This is a genomic window from Paenibacillus curdlanolyticus YK9 (assembly GCF_000179615.1).
In the GTDB taxonomy this organism is placed as follows: Bacteria; Bacillota; Bacilli; order Paenibacillales; family Paenibacillaceae; genus Paenibacillus_T; species Paenibacillus_T curdlanolyticus.
In genome coordinates, this window is record NZ_AEDD01000012.1 from 222,248 (window position 1) to 241,425 (window position 19,178).

The 19,178-nt window shown below is 52.3% G+C and carries 12 protein-coding genes, 1 pseudogene and 1 riboswitch; of the genes and pseudogenes, 5 read left to right on the plus strand and 8 right to left on the minus strand.

Annotated elements, in window-relative coordinates:
* Positions 1–32: 32 nt before the first annotated feature.
* Entirely contained in the window at positions 33–1,313 is a 1,281-nt protein-coding gene (locus tag PAECUDRAFT_RS20935) for a TraB/GumN family protein (protein ID WP_006040151.1), read from the plus strand.
* Positions 1,314–1,410: 97 nt separating this feature from the next.
* On the opposite strand, the gene PAECUDRAFT_RS20940 is transcribed toward PAECUDRAFT_RS20935, so the two are convergent.
* On the minus strand, positions 1,411–2,262 hold the full coding sequence (locus PAECUDRAFT_RS20940; RefSeq protein WP_006040152.1) for a helix-turn-helix domain-containing protein: 852 nt from the start codon (positions 2,260–2,262) through the stop codon (positions 1,411–1,413).
* Positions 2,263–2,385: 123 nt separating this feature from the next.
* On the opposite strand from PAECUDRAFT_RS20940, the gene PAECUDRAFT_RS20945 reads away from it, so the two are divergent.
* On the plus strand, positions 2,386–3,405 hold the full coding sequence (locus PAECUDRAFT_RS20945; protein ID WP_006040153.1) for an aldo/keto reductase: 1,020 nt from the start codon (positions 2,386–2,388) through the stop codon (positions 3,403–3,405).
* A gap of 98 nt (positions 3,406–3,503) precedes the next feature.
* On the opposite strand, the gene PAECUDRAFT_RS24960 is transcribed toward PAECUDRAFT_RS20945, so the two are convergent.
* The 7 genes and pseudogenes from PAECUDRAFT_RS24960 to PAECUDRAFT_RS25975 all read right to left on the minus strand — a co-directional run bounded on the left by PAECUDRAFT_RS24960 (position 3,504) and on the right by PAECUDRAFT_RS25975 (position 14,959).
* On the minus strand, positions 3,504–4,001 hold the full coding sequence (locus PAECUDRAFT_RS24960) for a HEAT repeat domain-containing protein (RefSeq protein ID WP_006040154.1): 498 nt from the start codon (positions 3,999–4,001) through the stop codon (positions 3,504–3,506).
* Positions 4,002–4,043: 42 nt separating this feature from the next.
* Complete coding sequence (locus tag PAECUDRAFT_RS20955) at positions 4,044–4,625, minus strand: NADAR family protein (protein ID WP_006040155.1); 582 nt, start codon at positions 4,623–4,625, stop codon at positions 4,044–4,046.
* Positions 4,626–4,705: 80 nt separating this feature from the next.
* The gene (locus PAECUDRAFT_RS20960; protein ID WP_006040156.1) at positions 4,706–5,017 is read right to left on the minus strand and encodes a hypothetical protein; all 312 of its coding nucleotides are present in this window, start codon (positions 5,015–5,017) and stop codon (positions 4,706–4,708) included.
* Positions 5,017–5,862: a polymorphic toxin-type HINT domain-containing protein gene (locus PAECUDRAFT_RS26670; RefSeq protein ID WP_158306261.1), complete on the minus strand. Its 846-nt coding sequence runs from the start codon at positions 5,860–5,862 to the stop codon at positions 5,017–5,019. The genes PAECUDRAFT_RS20960 and PAECUDRAFT_RS26670 overlap by 1 nt, the downstream gene beginning before the upstream one ends.
* A 12-nt stretch (positions 5,863–5,874) precedes the next feature.
* Positions 5,875–5,991 (minus strand): annotated as a pseudogene (locus PAECUDRAFT_RS26600) (RHS repeat-associated core domain-containing protein); the annotation flags it as partial.
* Between the two features lie 130 nt (positions 5,992–6,121).
* Positions 6,122–6,493 carry a hypothetical protein gene (locus tag PAECUDRAFT_RS20970; protein WP_040713618.1) on the minus strand — a complete coding sequence of 124 codons (372 nt, stop codon included), beginning with the start codon at positions 6,491–6,493 and terminating at the stop codon, positions 6,122–6,124.
* Positions 6,494–6,508: 15 nt separating this feature from the next.
* Positions 6,509–14,959 carry an RHS repeat-associated core domain-containing protein gene (locus tag PAECUDRAFT_RS25975; protein WP_040713625.1) on the minus strand — a complete coding sequence of 2,817 codons (8,451 nt, stop codon included), beginning with the start codon at positions 14,957–14,959 and terminating at the stop codon, positions 6,509–6,511.
* Between the two features lie 138 nt (positions 14,960–15,097).
* Positions 15,098–15,173, minus strand: a riboswitch (cyclic di-GMP riboswitch).
* A gap of 253 nt (positions 15,174–15,426) precedes the next feature.
* On the opposite strand from PAECUDRAFT_RS25975, the gene PAECUDRAFT_RS20980 reads away from it, so the two are divergent.
* The 3 genes from PAECUDRAFT_RS20980 to PAECUDRAFT_RS20990 are packed head-to-tail and all read left to right on the plus strand — an operon-like array spanning position 15,427 to position 18,833.
* Positions 15,427–16,935 carry a hypothetical protein gene (locus tag PAECUDRAFT_RS20980; RefSeq protein ID WP_006040159.1) on the plus strand — a complete coding sequence of 503 codons (1,509 nt, stop codon included), beginning with the start codon at positions 15,427–15,429 and terminating at the stop codon, positions 16,933–16,935.
* 38 nt (positions 16,936–16,973) lie between these two features.
* On the plus strand, positions 16,974–17,699 hold the full coding sequence (locus PAECUDRAFT_RS20985) for a glycosyltransferase (RefSeq protein ID WP_006040160.1): 726 nt from the start codon (positions 16,974–16,976) through the stop codon (positions 17,697–17,699).
* A gap of 9 nt (positions 17,700–17,708) precedes the next feature.
* The gene (locus PAECUDRAFT_RS20990) at positions 17,709–18,833 is read left to right on the plus strand and encodes a glycosyltransferase family 4 protein (protein WP_006040161.1); all 1,125 of its coding nucleotides are present in this window, start codon (positions 17,709–17,711) and stop codon (positions 18,831–18,833) included.
* The last annotated feature ends 345 nt before the right edge of the window (positions 18,834–19,178 follow it).

Consider the following 19,178-nt stretch of genomic DNA (forward strand, 5'->3'; position numbering starts at 1 on the left):
ACCAATATCTGAACAAGGAGCGTATGCCTGCAATGAGATTCAAGAAACTCAGTGCCTTATTCGTCACCGTCGCTTTCATCCTGTCTTCCTTCGCCACCTCCGCCTTCGCCGCCCCTACGAAACCAGCGCCTTCCGCCACCGTCGTGGTAGACGGCAACCCCATCAAGATCAGCGGGGAGCAGCCGTTCGTCGACAAAGGCACTTCTTTCGTTCCGCTGAAGCCGCTGTTTAACGAGCTGCACATCGCACTCCAATGGAACAATTCCGCCAAAACGTTAACCGGCATTAAAGGCGACCTCACCATCGCGCTGAAAATCGGCAGCACCACCGCCAACGTAAATGGCAACGCCGTCCAACTGACCGCCGCCCCGCGCATCGTAAACGGCACAACCTTCGTACCGCTCCGGTTCGTTGGGGAAGCTACCGGATATGCCGTTGGTTGGTCCCAATCGACGAATACGATTACACTGACCTCCAAGGTACCGCAAGCCGAAGCAAGCAAAGGCTTCATGTGGAAAGTCCAAAACAACGGAAACACCGTTTATCTCGTTGGTTCCATCCATGTTGCCGACAAAGCGATGTATCCGCTGCGCAAGGAATATGAGGAAGCTTTCAAAGCTGCGGATTACCTCGCCCTTGAGGTTGATTTGACCCAAGTCGATCAGGCGACAGCTAACAGCCTTATCACCAAATATGGCGTCTATACGGACGGCACGACGCTGAAGGATCATATTTCGGCCGATTTATACAAGCAAGTGACCGCCATTCTGAAATCCCGCAATATTAAGGAAAATGCGCTCGACACCTACAAGCCTTGGGTCGTAAGCCAAATCTTTTCGACGTTCCAAACAAGTGACGAGGGGTACGATCCTTCCCTCGGCATCGACCAATACTTCTTAAACAACGCAATCCAGACGAAGAAGCCCATTATCGGACTGGAGACATACGAGCAGCAAATCCAGATGTTCGCCAGCTTCTCGGACGGCCTTCAAGAAAGCCAGTTGAATGAAACGATCGCTGAATACAACAATCCGAGCACAGACGAGAGCGGAATCGATCAGCTAACGGAGATGTGGAAAGAGGGCGACGAGAACACGCTGTCCGCGCTAGCCCAGCAGATATCCTCAAACGAGGAGTACTACAAAGCGATGCTGGCGGATCGCAATGCCGGCATGGCGGAGAAAGTAACGGGTTTCCTGAACAGTCCGGACAAAAAGACGTACTTTGTTGTCGTGGGAGCACTCCATATGTTAGGTCAGGACGGCGTCGTGACGAAGCTGCGCGCTGGCGGATTTACGGTGGAGAACTACTAACGTGAGGAAAACCAAAGAATAAGGGCGTTAAGCGGGTACCCATACACTGGACACTTAAAAGTGTTTAGCATGTGGGTACCTTTTTTGCATATTACGCCTACGATCGGAATTGAAGGACATACGCGCGAGGGGTTACCCCCACAATACGTTTAAAATGGCGGTGCAAATGACTCTGATCGCTAAAGCCAAGCGATGCAGCAACCTCGTGAGCCGATTTCCCGCTAAGCAGCAGCTTTTGCGCCCTGCGTATTTTTTCTCGAAGGATATATTGATGCGGCGGGAGCCCTGTAGCCTTATTAAAAAGCCGCACTAAATGAGAGGGGCTGACATTCGCAGCTGCTGCAATATCTTCTAAAGCAATATCTTGCTCTAGCATTTCATGTATAAAATCTAAAGCCCGATCGATTTGGCTGCGAGCGAGCTGCTGCGGGCTTGCGCTCTGTTTCACAGAGGCGGTTCCATACTGTTGAAGCAAATGGACAACCAGCATATGAATAAGCGAATCGACATATATTTGGCCTGAGCTGCCATTGTTCAAATCCTCAAACAACCACCGGGCTAACTGAACGACGCGCTCATCGCCTAACCGAATATGCCTTCCAAAATCGACATCAGCACCTCTGGAAGCAAGCTCGAGCTCATTAGACACCTTTTCGATCAACGACGGCGGCAAATCGAGGCGGAGAAAGGAGAGGTCTTCTTCCCATCTGCAGAACGACATATCGCCAGCAGAAAAAATGTTGATATCATTAGGCTTCGCTACCCCTTCCTGATGATACCCATCCGCTTTCTCCAAGACCCTTACCGCTTTGGGTGTCGTATGAATAACGATCAAATGATCGGATAGCGCCGGTTCAAACGCTTCTTGCGGCGATACGTCTCTCCAGCCCGACAATTTTATAGAAGACGAACCAAAGCTACTGCTAGCAATAATCGGAGTATCCGGCAAGTGAAACCCTCCAATGGTTAGCGCATTTTGTACAACTTTCTGATTGCTTTGAACAAGAAATAAACCGCCGTTTTCCTATAAAATGATTTTACCACATAAAGTTAATAATGGAGGCTGGAAGAAATGAAATATACCCAACTGGGACAATCGGGTTTAATCGTATCGAAGCTCGCATTCGGTTCAATGACTTTCGGTTCAGGCAATATCCCAAGTGTCTACAAAGTAGCGGACAATGAAGCACAGACAATGGTTGACCAAGCGCTGGATGCAGGCATTAATTTCTTTGATACAGCAGATGCGTATGCTGACGGACAGGGTGAAGTCATTCTAGGCCGCCTCCTTCGTTCGCGTCGACATGAGACCATCATCGCTACCAAAGTCGGGAACCGCGTCGGCTCCGGACTTGTCCAAACCGGGTTATCCCGCAAGCACATTATTCGCTCTGTAGAAGACAGTTTGACTCGGTTAGGCACGGACTATATTGATCTGTATATTGTTCATAAAACCGACCCGTTCACCCCGCTCCAAGAAACATTGGAAGCATTAAATGATGTTGTTCGTCAAGGAAAGGTGCGCTATATCGGCTACTCGAACTGGCCTGCCTGGATGGCTGCTCAAGCCGTTCAAATGCAAAAGGACCGTGGATGGGCTGCATTTATAAACGGTCAAATGTACTATTCATTGATTGGACGGGATATTGAACACGAAATAACGCCTTTCATGCAGAGTAACGGAATCGGCCTTACGGTATGGAGTCCGTTGGCTGGCGGCTTTCTGAGCGGCAAGTATACGCGTGAAAATATGAAAGATCCAAGTCATAGACTGAGCGGCTTTGATTTTCTCCCCCATGACAAAGAATGGGGCTTCACCGTCCTAGATACCGTCCAAGAAATTGCTAAAGCGCATGCAGCAACAGCTGCCCAAGTGTCCGTCGCATGGTTGTTGGCTCAATCCCATGTGAGCAGTGTATTGATCGGAGCCAGCAATCCTTCTCAGCTAACGAACAATTTGCAAGCTGCACAGCTCGAGCTGACAACAGAGGAAATTGCAAAGCTTAATCTGCTGACCCGTCCTCAGCCCCTTTATCCAAACTGGTTTACAGACATGCTGCTAGATCCGCAGGTTGTGCAGGCTCTCAAATAAAAGCAGCTTGGAAGCTGAAACGATCCCTTCCGCCGAAACGGAGGAGGGGACTCTTGCTGTTCGTAAGCAAAAGTCCCCTCTTGGCCGGTCGGTGAACACTATCTTGTTAACTGTTTAGTAGCATTGGACCGAATAACATCGTTTTCTGATTGCGCGAGCAGCTGTAGTTTTTCCCGCGACTCTATAGTGTTGATGTCCCCTAATGCCCAGATGCATTTCACAGCTAAAGCATAGCTTTCATCAAAGTCCAAATAATTAAATTTCATCAATGCGGTACGATAAAGGTACGGAATGCTTTCCGGCGATTTTAACCTTTGAAGAATCATCGCTATATTTTCATGCTGATAATGCCAGGAAGACTCGATAAGCTTACATAAAACCGCTACAACATCTTCTGTAAATACGTCAAACGTGAAACCAACAAATAAAGCATAATCTACATCATCCGCTTCTCGATTCTCATAAGCCTCTTCTAAGAGTTGAATGATGTACTTAGGGTTCTCTTCAATATTTTCGCTAAACAAGCCATTGAATTCAGCCTTAGAAATGGACTGTCTCATTAGCTTCTTGACCAATTCTCTGTCATCATTTTTCATGGCAACATTGACCTGCTCCCTGCACCAACATCTACGATTCTGCTATCTATTTTCTTTAAAATAACGGGAATATTCATTTCGTGCTTCCTCACTTAAACTCATCAACCAGCTTTGTTGTTCGCTTAAATAAGCTTCTTTATCAGCAACATGCTCCATGCACTGCAAAGGAGGATAAAATACTCCATTAAACTCTGGTTGTTCGCTTCTTACCTCCATAAGCAATTGACCCAGTTTGTTTTGGCCACTGCCATCCCCGCCGTCAGCCCAATAAGAATCATTTTTGGTATGTTCGATTAGCAGGCAATTTCCAGTAGAAACTAGGATATCCCTTACGCTTTCATGTTGTTCACATTTGGCTTCAATCGCTCTCCGCATTATGATCTCTTTCATTTCTTCCCAATCTTTCCGGAGCGGCTTGTTTCTATCGCGGCCTGCTATAGCTGCCTCCATAGGCGTTCGCAGTAATCTTATTTCCTCTTCAAAGCTGGTGTTCTCGAATTTCATCGCTTGAAAATAATGTTCAACAGTGGCCCATCGTTTATTGTTCAGCTCAATGGGATGCTTCGAGAAATTAGAAAAGCAGCCGTAGGGTTTGTTTGTCTCATAAAATTTGATCTGGGTCATGTGTGACAGCTCCTTTTTTTATGGGTTATCTAAAAAACCTTGAACAGCACCAGCCGTTCAAGGTTAAGCACAGCACATAACTATCTAATTAAGCTAGCATTTAGTATATTCATAATATTTTCTTGTAGTTCCCAGCAAAACTTTATTAAAAATTCCTTATCTGTTCCTTGAGCATATTGTATTTCCGGCTCTATCATTAGATAAGTTTGTAACAACGTAGCAATAATATTTTTAGGGATCCAGCTTTCCGAATGATACGTCCTAGCAATCTCTTTTAATAATCCAAACAACTTTTCCTGCTGCTTAATATCCACCTTTTTATCCGCATGGGCAGCCATACAAATGCTTGGCAATAAATCTAATAACTTATCCTTGTATAAAGGGTAGTCCATTAAGTATAAGATCCCGGTCGAGGACAAGTTTCATTATGAACCCATACGCCTAACCCACTTACAAAGTAAGTATGGAATTCGGCCACTTCGAAGTTATAAACGGTTTCTTGGCGCTTCTCAATAGTTATAGAATCAATCTTTAATGTACGACCGCCCGTCTGAAGAAGCGAGTCTCCAACCTCTAGCTCCGCTGCCAGTACCCATTTCTCACCCTGAACCCAAAAAGGATGGTTACCTGTTGCTTCAATAACCTGATCGCCAACATGGATATTATAAATTTCATAAGCTTCCCTCTCAAATAAACGAATGACAGGTTTATAAGCTTCTTCACCTGTATTCTCATTCCGTGAAAGAACCTTATCTCCAATCTTTATTTCTTCGATTGGCTTATCTCCATTATCGGTTAGGATCAAGGTACCTGCAGTAAAGCAGTTACATCCCTTGCTCCGGTGGTTATTACTACTATTACTACTGCTCTTCTTCGGCTTAATCTTGCTCAGCAGCTTCTCCAGCTTCGGTATGACACGGAGAACCGCCTTCATTGCACCGCCGTTGCCGACGACCATCTGCAGCGCCGTGCCCAGCTGGTTGCCGTACTCTTTCACCTCTCGGTTGCTCGGATCTCCTTTCCATACGTATCTCGAATTGTTGTAGAGGTACATAAACGGTCCCGTTACCGAGGATATGAATGAGCGTGCAATATCTTTGAACGAGATTTTGCCCTTCGCAATCGCTTTGCCCGTCTTCCACAACGCGTCGAGTGTCTTGAAGCTGAACAGGCCTGAAATATCGCCTAGCGAGGACAAAATGCCCTTCGCCAAGTCGTCGACCTGCCACCAGCTCATATGACCCGTCGGGTCAACGAAGTTTACTGGGTTGTTGAGCGCGTACGTATACAGGTTCAAGCTCAGCGGATGCTCGCCTTCGCCGCGGTAGCTATCGGCCGAAATAAACCGCGCTTCCCGAGGGTCATAATACCGCGCCTGCTAATAGTACATTTGCGTTCCAAAGAATCCGGATATTTAAACACCAAGACCGCCTTGCGATTACATTAGCAAGGCGGTCGATGGCTGTCCATTGATTCTTGTTTACTTCAAAAGAGCCTCATGATATACCTTGATCTTTATTAGGCAACATTTGCTCAAAATCACATGCGGCGACTGCTGTATATCGACCGTCCCACAAGTCAGTCAACAGTTTTGAAATACAAGATATATACTGGCTTGAATCCACCCCATCATTTGGTTCAATATCAAGGTAATACCTTGAATACAGAAATCCACCTACACTCTCTAATCGCTTGAATTCATCAAATTCATCATTTTCCCTCAAGTAAATAGCGCAGTAAGGGCTCGAAATATTCCATTTTTCTACAGTCCCAATTATACTATTCGACACATAATGAGCAATTTCTTCGTAACTAGCATCTGTATCAATGAACACTTTACAAAATAGATCAATCTCATCTAAAGGCACGTTATCACCCCAACTCTAGTTTATAGGTATATATGGACCCTTATCAAAAGATCCACCTATCTTAATTATTGAAATGTCCACTTTGATATTAAGTTCCTGTTCTAATTGTTTTCTTAAACCACTCAATCCCGCTTCTCCAGCTTGAATCTTACCAGTATTAACAGCATGATGCATAGTTTTTTCTTTAGCCGAACCTGGATTAGGCGTTCCAAACCGTTGTTTTACTAGTTCATTAAACTTTGCAGGCGACACCCTTACTGCAAAATCAATATCAGAATCGGGTCGTGCTGTCCCTTTTGCACGGCTCCCTTGTACTTGTATATCGTTACTTATCGCTCCGACCTTTTGTCTAATCATCGAGGATACATTAATAAAGTTTTCTGCCGTCAAACCCTGAGGGATTTTCCCCATCCCTCTTGGAACATAATATCTAAGTTGAGCTATTGTTGCTGCTGCTAGATAAAAATATTCTATTGCTTCAAAACCCGATAGAACACCTGCTGCAAATATAGCAGGCCCATCTTTAAATACTGGAGCAAGGACCCTTCTCTTAACCTCTAACTCAATATCATAATCATTCTCCCCAACCGTTCGATCATCAAAGTAATAGTAAAGATAAAATAAATCATCAACCGTAACTTGTGTTACGTTTTTAATTAGTTCTTGTAATGCCCATTTACCTTTACCGGAATTCTGGGTCGCTGTTCTTAACAGGTATTTCAGTTGATTATGATTAAATGACCCGTAGAAGTGAACACTTTCTAGTAATTGCTTTAATGACCAGTAATACGCTCCCTCATTTTTCTTTGCAACCTCTACCAAATATTTAACATTCGCCTCGGATATCTCTTTATGAAACCCGCTAGGATCAAAGTAAAACAGTGGATTATTTTCAACATAGATGAATCCATTTTGACTTTTAGGATTCTCAATCTCACCTACATAAGCATCCTTTGAAATAAACCGCGCTTCCCGAGGGTCATAATACCGCGCCTGCAAATAGTACATTTGCGTTTTGCGGTCCCAATAGTAGCCCGCATAACGATACGGATTAACTTTCGTAAGCTCTGTCGTGATGTCTTCGGTCGGCTCAGTCTCAGTTGCAGCTAACGACTCGCCTTCCAGCCATGGCAATACATCTGTCGTTACTGCTGCTTCTACCGAATCGGTCGATGCAGTCGTTCCGTCCGCTGGCGCGTTGCCGGTGCCCGGATGGTAGTCCGGCACGGTGTTGCCGCTGCTATCCTCCGGTCCCTGCAGGGAACCTGGGCTGCCGTTGCCGCTTTCCAGATCACCGATCCAGCCAATTCCCTCGCGTACTCGCTCGCCAAAGCGGTTGTACATCCTGCTGACGAGACCCCAGTCGTCGTATTCGTAACGCGCTGCCACTTCGCCGTTCTTATCGGTTAGCGCCGTGACATCGCCATGTCCGTTATAGACGTACCAGAATGTTTGTCCCTTGAACGTTACGGACAACGGACGGCCTTCCTCATTGAACGTATACGACAGGACGGTATTGCCTGCGCCATCCTTCTCGTCCGTAATGACCCACGTATCGCCTTTGTAATGATAAGTGGTCGTTTCTTGTATGTTGCCTTGGTGATTAAACTGCGATTTCGTCATGCGGCGTCCGAACAAGTCATAGGTGTACTTCTCGCCGAAGCCGTCCGGGAATGTTACCTTCGTCAATTGACCGCGAGCGTTCCACTCATACTTGCTGCGGCCATCCGTGAGCAGATTGCCGTCAGTATCGTACTTGTACGTGTAGTCTTCGAGACGAATAAGGTTGGCGCGTGTTGCCATTTCATTCTTCGCGTTATACGTCCATTTCGTGCCAATGATGGTGTAGCCCGCTCCGACCTCTCGAATGCGCTTGAACAGCTTCGGATGCTCGCCCGGCGGCAAATTAACTTCGCCATTGACGATTTGGTCGATTGCGGCAAGGATATGCTCGATTTGTCCTGTTTCTTTACCTGTCGTATCTGTACCAATCACGGCTGCTGCATACTCTTCGCCGTACGTTTGGCCGAGCTTCTCGCCAAGCTTCTTATACAAGCCTAGCTTCTTGCCATTGCCATTGGATAGCGCGTTTTCATTGCCTTTTCCATTACTATTGCCATTACCGTTACCCTCACCATTGCTGCTGCCATTGCCGTTATTGCTGCAATTGCTGCTGTTTCCGTTACCTTTGCTATTGCCGTTGCCTTTGTCTTTATCATGACCGTTGGCATTGCCTTGACCATTGTTGCCCGGGCCGTCGCCGTTGTTGTCTTTGCCTCCAGCAGTACTGCTGCCTTTGCCATTGCTGAGAGGCGTGGCTGCGCCTAGCGAATAGTTAGACGGCCCTGCGACAATCGAAGAAGACGCAACCTTGTTGTTCCCCTTGCCATTGCCTCCGCCATTACCATTACCATTACCATTACCATTACCATTACCGCTATTGCCACTACTATCGCTACCACTGCTGCCATTATCTTTGCTGTTACCGTTGCCATTGTTACCACCATTGCCATTACCATTTCCGTTATTCCCACTGTTGCCATTTCCGTTACCGTTATTTCCGTTGTTTCCGTTCCCATTGCCGTTATTCCCATTACCATGATTTCCATTGTTACCGTTATTACCGTTATTACCGTTTCCATTACCGTTATTCCCTTTCCCATTCCCTTGATCGGCATCGGTACTGCTTCCCGTATCCGGCGTACAGACCGGCACCTCAGGATCTGTTCCGTCACCCGGATCAGACGGATCGGTCGGATTAGTCGGATCGACTGTATCTTCCAGCTTCTTGCCCAGCACGAGCTCAAGCAGCTGCTCAATATCAATTTCTTTATGCTTGTCGGCTACCACGCCGCCTTGAATAATCGCTTTGCGAACGGTCCGGTTGCCCGCGCCGTCGTATTCGTAGGCAATAATATCGCCCGCTGCTGTGGTAACGCGGTCCATCTGTTCCCGAGCGTCATATCCATAGGCCGATTTACGGTCATTCTCGGTCACGCCCGTTACGTAGTCACGCTTGTCATGCTCGTATTTCGCCGTCTGAAGAACAGCGCCATCCGCTTTCTTCACCGTCTCGCGCATCCCGATAACATGCCCAGGCTTGAACGTCGTGTTCGTCGCAGTGCCGTTCGGGTAGATAAGCGACTTCACGTAGCCATCCGCATCATAGACGAACGAGTACTTATAGCCTTTCGTATCCGTATAATTCGTCGGTCTGCCTGCGGAATCACGCTCGACATCCGTCGTTTTGCCATTAACGATCTCGGATTTCACATCGCCGTTCTCGTCATAAACGTATTCCAGCGTGTCGCCGTTCGGATAGGTTGTCTTCTTCAGTTGGTTATTCTCGTAATACTCGTAGTGGACAGTTCCCTCCGCTCCGGTCATCGTCAATACGTTATCGGCTTTATCGTACGTATACGTAATTTTGCTGCCGTCGCCGTACGTCTCGCTTGTTTTGCGATTCATGAAGTCGTACGTATAGACAGTAGTCAAGCCGCCGGGCTTTTTCTCCATCGTCAGGTTGCCGTTCGGATCGTACGCATATTCGAAAATATCCTGCACAAACCCTTGCGACGTCAGACGGCTGTAAATTTCCCGCGTTTTCTGGCCGGATTCGTCATATTCGATCAGCGTCGTCTGGCCGTTCGGGTCCTGCTGCGAAATCCGGTTGCCGACCTTGTCATACGTATATTTGGTAATGAGCTTACCGGTCGGTCCTTGCTCCGTAACAGCTGTCAGCCGATCCCGGAGATCATACTCATTGCGGACGACGATCCCTTCCGGACGATTCTCGACCTTCGTATTGCCGACTGCATCATACTGGTACGTATGCGTGCCATCGTTTGGCGTCGTTTTCTCCGTCATACGGCCTGCTTTGTCGTAGCGGAAAATCGATTTATCGCCTACCTTGTTCGTTTCAGTCAGCCTTCTGCCGTCCACGTCATAGGTGAACTTGCTAACATTGCCGAGCGCATCGCGCTCCTCCAATACATTCCCGCGGTAGTTGTTCGTCGTCTGCGTATCCCGTCCAAGCGGATGGCGCTCCGCTGTCGTATAACCGCCCGGACTGTACGTATAAGCTGTCCATTGGCCGGAAGGATCGGTCACCCGAACCTGCTGGCCTTTCAAATCGTACGCATACTTCGTCGCCTGCCCATTGCCGTCGATTTCCTGGAGCAGTAAACCCCGCGGATCATATTCGCTGCGCTCCGTGATGGAATCCCCATGCAGGTCAGGGCCCGTATGCGTCTCCGTCAACGTGCGCCCTTCACCGTCATATGTCATGCGAACAAGGTTGCCGTTCGGATCCTCCATGAGCGCTACTTGGCCAAGACCGTCCAGCACGAACCGGGAGTGCGCGGCCTCATTCGCAGCTGTCAGCGACGCTGCGCCTGCCTGATACTGGATCAGCTCCGTCATGCCTGCGCCATTGGCATAGACCATTCGAGCAGCGTTGCCCTCTGCGTCCAGCGCGATCAACCGATTACCAATTGTATCGAAAATATATCGCTCCGAGCTTCCATCCGGAAGCTGGCGTTCAATCTCGTTACCCGCTGCATCATAAACCATGCGGGTCGTGCGGACCTGCTGCGCGCCGCCAGGCAGCGTATTGCGCTCCGTCTGCTCCGTCACACGTCCTTGGTCATCATAGGCGTACTGCGTAATAAGCCCAGACGAGCTAGCTATCTGCGCTAAATCCCTACTTGAGGAATACTCAAGCTGCGTTGTCACCCACTCGTTATCACCGAGCTGACGCTTCTCTTGCACGATATTACCCCAAGCATCGTTCTCGTACTTGACCGTCTGGGTTGTGCCAGACGCATCAATCGTCTCAATCGTCTCGGTCAGTCGGCTGAATGCATCGTAATGGTTCGCAACGCGCTGACCGTCCTCATTCACAGCTTCCGTTTGCATACCGAAAGCGTCGAACACAGCAGTCGCTCGTTCGCCCGCTTCGTTCACCGTCTCCACAACGTTGCCGTCCGAATCAACCTTCTCGGAGGTTGTAACGGTAACCAACTGCCCTGACTCGTCGATCGCCTTCTCTTGCGTCTCCGTCGTAGCGCCATCGTAGCTATATGATGTCTCTTCATCATTGCCGTCCATCTCGCGCGTAATCCGCCCCTGCTTATCGAACACAAAGGAGCGCTTGCGCAGCAATTCTTGCCCGGCATTGACCGTATCTGGCGTACCGTCCCCTAATTCTTCCGCTTCATATACGGGAATGGGGCCGCCTGAAGATTCACTTGTTCGATTGCCGTTGCCATCATAAGCATAGCGGCTCCACGAACCATCGGGACGCGTTTGCTGGACGAGCTGTCCCAATGTATTGAATACCGAGGATGTCGTCAGTGTCTGGTCTGGCAACTCGCCCACCGCAACCGGGAACGTATCCGGTTGGATCGCTTTGGCGGTCACTGTTTCCGTCGTTACGCGGTCTAATCCGTCGTAGCCATATACCGTGCGTCCGCCTTCCGGCGCCGTAACAGCCAACAATCTTCCTGCGTTGTCATACTCGTTCAGCGTCACGAGCGGCTGATCATCAGGCGATACGACCGTTTTGACCAAATCGCCCGCTTCGTTATAAAAGCTGCGCGTCTCCAGCCCGCGTGCATCGACCGACTTCGTCGTCAGGCCGCGCGAATCATACGCCGTCGTCACCAACGTTTCGCCAGACGTGCCCGCTTCCAGCGGCTTCGTCTTCGTTGCTGTGACGCGTCCTTCACCGTCGACCGTATAAGACGTCTCCGTCAATCCATCCGACTCGCGAACGAGATAGCCGCCGTCATTATAAGCTTTCGTACGCGTTACGGCCCGCGCTGCGTCGCTGTCATCCTTTTGGACTTGTTTCACTTCGCGGCCATAAATGTCGTATTCAAAATCCTCAATAAGACCCGCCGCAGACTCGCGATGTGTCACACGACCAACAGCATCGTATTCGCTAACCGAGGATGCCTCATCTGACGTTCCTGCAAGTTCAGTCTGCTTCACGACATTGCCGTTCTGATCGTTCTCATAAGTCGTATCCGTACCGTCGGAGATCACGAAGCCGTTAGCATCATAAGCATAGGCAAACGTGTTGCCCGCTCCGTCTGTTCTGGACGTTAGAAGCCCCTTAGCATTGAACTGCTCCTTCGTCACAACCGAGTACGGAGCGTTAATGCCTGCTGGGTCGCTAACACGCGTCGTCTTCGTCGCGCTCTGAATGTTGCGGCCATTCTTCACGTAAGCGTAATCGATCTTATAGCCGTTCGGACCGGATTCCGATAACAAATCACCTTGGCTGTCGTACGTGTAGGCCATAATTGAGCCGTTCGGCTTCAATTCAGACGTTTTCCGGCCATTCGCGTCATAGTTGAAACGCTGCGTTCGGCCTAGCGGATCCGTCTCTGCCGTCTTCAGGTTGCCGCTGAACGCATAGGTCGTGACCGCCTCTTTATCGCCATCTGGCGTCGTGACCGTCTGCACCTTCTCCGTCGGACGGAACGCCTCGTTCCAGCGCAGCGTGTAGCTGCCCGACGGCCGGTCTACCTTGGCTTCGCCGTTGCCATAAGCGACTGCAACGAACTCCTGCACATTGTCCTGCTTCCGCGTCATGCCGATGCGCGTCACGCGGTTGTCCGCATCATACGCCCACTGCGTCGTGACCGAGTCGGCCGTCTCGCCGCTCTCTTCGCGGACATTGTTGCCGTTGTCGATCACTTGCTTCAGTCGATGAACGCTGTCATAGACGAAACGCGTCATTTTCTGGGACGGATCGCGGTATCCGACGAATTCGCCCTTGCTGTTATACATAAAGAAGAACTTCTTCAACGTACCCGGCTTATTGCCGATACCGTCGAGCTCAGTAATTGTTGTCGAGAAAAGGTCACCCGAATCCGGCGTATAGGCAAACGTCACCTCATGCCCCGCCGTGTCCTTTACTCGCTGGATCCGGTAGTCGTAACCATACGACGTCGGCCAGTAAATCCACGAGAAATAGACCTCGTTCTGGTCACGGTCTTGAATGAGCCAGAACCGTCCGTCACTCTTAAACCGATAGCGAAGCTGATCCGGCCATTCCAGCACATAAGCGTTCAGGTCATCCGGATTCGACTCGTTCGGATGGAACGTCAGCTGCGGATAAGCCTGCTTCTGCCCGCCGACATACGTCACGAATTTATCGTTTTCCTTGTGGAACCAATACGACGCGCCATCCAAGCCAAGCCATGTGATATCGTTGCCGTCATTCCACTTCTGCAAACGGGAATCCAAATTAAAGCTCCAGCCGTACCCGAGCGTCCCGTTTACCCGATTCTGATGGTTATAAGTAAAGGAGATATCCAGATCAACGCCCGGTCCTTGCTGCGTAAAGCCCTGGAATACTTGATATCCGTTGCCCTGAGCCAAGCCAACCGTAACCGTCTGGCCCGCAATGGCTGCTTCCGCCTGCGGCTGATAATCCTGCTTTCCGGTATCCGGTACGAATGGCTTCAGCGGAACCGTCTCGGTCTGCTTGTTGCCGGCTTCGTCCATCAGCGTCACGCTAAGCTTCTCGCCGTCACCCGGCTTGAATGCATAGGCCGCCTGCTGCGGCTGATCGCTGAACGCATGGGTCGCCGATTGCGCCCCGCCCGTCGCCACCAACTGCTTAACGCCCGTTACGCCGTCACGCGCCTCTATTGCAATCTTGCCGTTGCCGAGCGGATGCACGGCCGCGAGCACCGGCGCGGTACGGTCCAGCGCGACACGGACGAACTCCCCGTAATACGACGGAATACTCTTCGGTACAATCGTCGGCGGATCGTTAGGGTCGGCTGCATCCACCTTGAAGGAGACCGAGCCCCCATCCGCGCTTAGCTGCACATAATAGAAACCATCCGGCAGCGGCTGCCCTTGAGCATCCTTGCCATTCCAGTCATAGCGGTTCGTCCCCGGCTGGGACACGCGGTCTTCGAACAACGGATAGACGCGTCCGCTGACGGCATCCTTCACCTTCAAGGTCACCTTATAGCCTGCCGGCGGGTTAATCGCCGTGCCGTCCTGCGCTGCGATCCACTGGCCAAGCTGGTCCTTCCATTCGATCGCCAGCTTGCCGTCGACGACCGGGAATATCGTCTTCATCGTATCTGAGAGCGACAAATAAGGGCCGCCTGCGCCCCCTTTTGCATCGCCTATATCCGCCTTGCCCTGTAAAATCTGCTCGCCGTCAAACGTAAAATACGTCGGCGCCTCCGTTGCATCAGCTTGATCCGTCCATCCAGCAGGAATAACCGTTCCCGTCTGGGAACCGCCTGATGTCGTCGCCGCGGAGCGGACCAGATTGGCCGTACTCGCCGCTGCTCGCGTGACTGCCCCCGCTGCGGTGCCAGCCGCTTCTGCCGCGCCTTGCCCGATAGCAAGCCATGACGGCGCAGGCATAAGCCCGGCAACCATCGTGGCTGTCAGCAGCGCTGCGATCCCTCTCACTAACCGTTTCTTCATCCCCCATAACCTCTCTCTCATTTCGACCAAAATGACAAAAAACCGCATGCCTAAAACAGGCATGCGGTTCCTCCCTGCGCCATCTCCCCCATCCGGCAGAGCCGTATGGAAGAGTGGGCAGTATAAGACAGCTGCTGCTTCGGCAGTCTGGCGATCCATCTAGGGACCCATGACTTTGCGTCCTCGCCTCGCGACGAGTTTGCCATTATCGGTCATAGCTTCAAGTAATCTAGTAATACACTTCTACTTACTGGGATTATATCGACAGAAGTTGGAAGTTTATATAGGTCAATTGTCGCATTTTGTTACTTTAACACTAAAAACCCGTTATCCCTTCGCAGGAACAACGGGCTATATAAATGACTAATGAATGTGCTCCCTGCCCCTGCACCAATCCGGTCATCCGCCCATATGATGGGTTACGCACCGCCGCCCAGACTCTGCGGCGTGCAAGAAGGAGGCTGCCGATGAAGCCCGCGCCTATCGTTGCGGAACGCTCTGCCGTCGTTATTTTCCCGGATGCGCCATGGCGCTCCTCTGCCTTCAAGCCGCTAATAGCCCAGCTGGCGAGCAAGCATCCGCTGCTCTGGGTAACGGACCAGCCTGAGCTTGCGCTTCAAGGGGCGCCCGCCTCCGTCTCCGCATTAGCGCTTCAGGAGCTCGACCAAGTGCCTTGGGGCCAGACGTCCGCGATGCTGCTGCATCCGTGCTGGACGGTGACCGCCCTTCCGCTTCGCCCGAGGCTGATCGGCGCATGGATGGCAATCGATGCTCAGGAAGGTAGCCTGCCGGCCAAATGGCGTGCCGTGTTAACAGGAGAAGCCTCCTTCGTGCTGTCATTATCGGAGCCTTATTATTTGGACCTATCGTTTCGTAGAGATGGCGTCTTCGTGCTCGATGGCGCCGACGAAACATCGGATTGGTTCGCTTTGCAGGCCGTCCTCTGGGCTGCCGACGGCACCGATCCCTGCTCGCTTGCCCGCTTGCAGCAGCAGCGGCGGGAAGCGGCTTATCGCGAGCGGCTGGCGACAGCGGCGGACGCTACGCTCGCCTTTTACCGGAGCGTCTATCTCTATCTGCTGGGAGATATGGCGCAAGCCGAGCGGGAGCTGCTCGCTGCATTTGAGCAGGCGGTGCTGGGTGGCGGAGACCATGCCTTGGCGGGGGTCTACCGGTGCCGATCTGCGATTCAGGCTGCGCAAGGCAACGTAGAGAAAGCGGCGCTCACCTATGAATCGTCCGCTGCGACAGATAGCGAGCGCATGCAGGCCGACGAGCTGAGGCAGTTGATTGCGAACGGGGAAACTGCAATGGCGGCTGCCGCGCTGCTCCGATTGAACGATGACCATCGACAGGCGATTGAACGGCTGGAACGGCTATGCGCTACATGGGATAGTGCAGCCAAGGAGCTGCGTGCCGCAGCAGATGCGCCAGAGGATGCTGGGCAGACGATTAAGCGAGCGGTGCGGCCAGCAGGGCGACAAGCAGGGACAGGGGCAAGCGAAGCTGCGACGGAGCGCCAAGGGATTGAAAGCCATCCGCTAGCAGCTGGCGGGAATGCGGCTCAAGAAGGTACGGAGAACCAAACTGTGCGGCGTAAGGATTACAGCAGCGCACTCGCGGCAAAACGCGAGTTGGCGGAACGGATGCTGCTGGACTCCCTGCTGCAAGCGGGAAAGATGCGCGCGGCCTATGAACGAATCGCGCCGGAGACGCTTGCGTCGGTCAAGGACCGCTGCGAGTATGCGCTGCTGCAAAGCATTGTACAGCTGGTGGACGGCAACCGTCGCGGAGCCATCACCGCGCTGCTCCGAGCGACAGAGCTTCAGCATGAAGCGATTGGCTCGCTGACCGAGCTCGTTCGGCTCGACGCTGCGGTTCAGAGGCTGGCAAATGGGACTGTCGAGGATGCGCCCAGCCGAGGCTCGGACGGCAAGGCTGCCGCGGACGGGACCCCGGGCGGCGGCGGCTCATGAATAGGCCAGCCGATGATTTTTCATTAGGAGGCGTTCCCATGCGGCGCTTGCGTAAAGCATCCGGCAACAAGCTAACGGTTATGATGCAGGTTCGCAATGAACGAGGACGCTATCTGGAATCGTCGCTCGCCCAGCTGTCAGAGCTCGCGGACGAGATCGTCATCGTCGACGATGCCAGCACGGACGGCACGCCGGAGCTATGCCGGACGTTCCCCAAGGTGGTGCGGCTCGTGGAGCTGCGCCGCCCCCTTTTTGCCGAGGAGTGGAAGCTTCGGTCCCTGCTGTGGGAGACGGCGGTCTCGACCGACCCGGACTGGCTGCTGGCCATCGATGCGGACGAGTGCTTGGAACGGCGGACGGCACGTCAGCTAAGGGAGCTCATCGATCAGGATCAGTATGACTGGGCGGCGTTCCGCATGTTCGATTTCTGGGGTTCGGTAACGCATTATCGCGACGACCTGTGGTGGAACCTGCATCGGCGGCATACGATGATGCTCGTCCGCTATCTGCCCGGATACCACTATGCTTATCCCAAATGGGATCATCACGTCCCCCGGCTCCCTGTAACTTGCGCCGCACTGCCAGGACTGCGAACGGAGCTGCGGGCAAAGCATTGGGGCTGGGCGGGCGACGCTTCGGATCGGCTGGCCAAATACGAGCGGTATAGACGACTTGATCCGGACGGACGCTGGGGGAGTATCGACCAATACGAATCCATTCTGGATCCTGCGCCGAATCTCGTTCGGTGGATCGAGGAGGAGTGAGGGCTGACGATGCGGACGGTTAGCATTTTGACCCACAGTTATGTAGACGGATATAATCGGCAGTTCAATCGCTTGTTCGGCGGCGGATTAGAGCGATATATTCGGGATTTGTGCGGCGTCATTCATGCGGCGGGGTGGCGTCCCGTTGTGCATCAGCTGTCTTACTTCGAACCGTTTCGCACGATGTTCGAGGGGACGGAGGTCATCGGCTACACATATGAGCTCGGTAAACTGGGGCAAGCATTCGACGCGATGTCAGCTGAAGCGGACGGCTTGATCGTCTATGCGAGCTGCCTGTGGCATCCGATTCAGTATCGGCCAGGCAGCATCGGCATCAGCCATGGGATTAACTGGGATCATTGCGCGATTGCAGCTGAAACGAAAGATGGCGTTGCCGCTGCGCTCCGTCAGGCGATGCGTTCGCTGGAGCGCGTCGTCTCGGTCGATTCGCATTTTTTGACTTATGCAAGATCCGTATGCGTCTACGAAGATACGGACAAAGTGATCCGTATTCCCAATAGCGTGGATACGAGCCGCTATCTCCCGGCCGCGCATGGCTCCGGCAGACCCCGCACGCGCGGTCTGCGCGTGCTCGTCCCGCGGAGGCTCAGCTATGAGCGAGGCGTCATTACGATGATGCTCGTTGCTGACGAGCTGCTGCGCGAGCGCAGCGATCTGGTGATTGAATTCGCGGGAGAGCTAGTGGAAGGAACGGACATCGCGGATGCATTCAGGCTGTGGTACGGCACCCATCCGGCGAAGGAGCGAATCGAACAGCGGACCTATCCGATGGACGGCATGCATGCCGCGTATGGGAAGGCCGATATTGTGGTCATTCCTACGATTTTCTCCGAAGGCACGTCGTTGTCATGCCTGGAGGCCATGAGCTGCGGCGTGCCGGTCGTCGCCACGAATGTCGGCGGGCTCAACGACCTGATCATCGACGGGCTGAACGGGCGGCTTGTCCCGCCCGCCTCCGCCGCCCTGCTCGCCGCGATTCGCGAGCTGCTGGGCGATCCCGCACAGCGCCGCAAGCTCGGCAAGCTCGCGCGCGAGACCGCGCGAACGTTCGACGCGAGCCTATGGCGGGCGCGTTGGACGGCGGTGCTCGCGGAGCAGCTGGGCGAAGCGTAGGGCGGCTGGGGGTGCGCGGTTAGCGCACTTTTTTGTTTCCTATTCGCCTCCGGCGGCGCGGGGCGCGCGGTTAGCGCACTTTTTTGTTTCCTATTCGCGTCCGGATGCACGGGGCGCGTGGTTAGCGCACTTTTTTGTTTCCTATTCGCGTCCGGATGCACGGGGCGCGTGGTTAGCGCACTTTTTTGTTTCCTATTCGCCCTCGGTGGCGCGGGGGCGCGGTTAGCGCACTTTTTTCTTCCCTATTCGCATCAGGAGGTGTGGGGCGCGTGGTTAGCGCACTTTTTTGTTTCCTATTCGCGCCCGGATGCACGGGGCGCGCGGTTAGCTCACTTTTTTGTTCCC

What these genes read in the sequence shown, in the direction of transcription:
- PAECUDRAFT_RS26670 (WP_158306261.1), bottom strand. Translation starts at nt 5,862, where the DNA reads ATGAGCTGGTGGCAGGTCGACGACTTGGCGAAGGGCATTTTGTCCTCG.
- PAECUDRAFT_RS20980 (WP_006040159.1), top strand. Translation starts at nt 15,427, where the DNA reads ATGAAGCCCGCGCCTATCGTTGCGGAACGCTCTGCCGTCGTTATTTTC.
- PAECUDRAFT_RS20985 (WP_006040160.1), top strand. Translation starts at nt 16,974, where the DNA reads ATGCGGCGCTTGCGTAAAGCATCCGGCAACAAGCTAACGGTTATGATG.
- PAECUDRAFT_RS25975 (WP_040713625.1), bottom strand. Translation starts at nt 14,959, where the DNA reads ATGAAGAAACGGTTAGTGAGAGGGATCGCAGCGCTGCTGACAGCCACG.
- PAECUDRAFT_RS20955 (WP_006040155.1), bottom strand. Translation starts at nt 4,625, where the DNA reads ATGACCCAGATCAAATTTTATGAGACAAACAAACCCTACGGCTGCTTT.
- PAECUDRAFT_RS20990 (WP_006040161.1), top strand. Translation starts at nt 17,709, where the DNA reads ATGCGGACGGTTAGCATTTTGACCCACAGTTATGTAGACGGATATAAT.
- PAECUDRAFT_RS24960 (WP_006040154.1), bottom strand. Translation starts at nt 4,001, where the DNA reads ATGAAAAATGATGACAGAGAATTGGTCAAGAAGCTAATGAGACAGTCC.
- PAECUDRAFT_RS20945 (WP_006040153.1), top strand. Translation starts at nt 2,386, where the DNA reads ATGAAATATACCCAACTGGGACAATCGGGTTTAATCGTATCGAAGCTC.
- PAECUDRAFT_RS20960 (WP_006040156.1), bottom strand. Translation starts at nt 5,017, where the DNA reads ATGGACTACCCTTTATACAAGGATAAGTTATTAGATTTATTGCCAAGC.
- PAECUDRAFT_RS20935 (WP_006040151.1), top strand. Translation starts at nt 33, where the DNA reads ATGAGATTCAAGAAACTCAGTGCCTTATTCGTCACCGTCGCTTTCATC.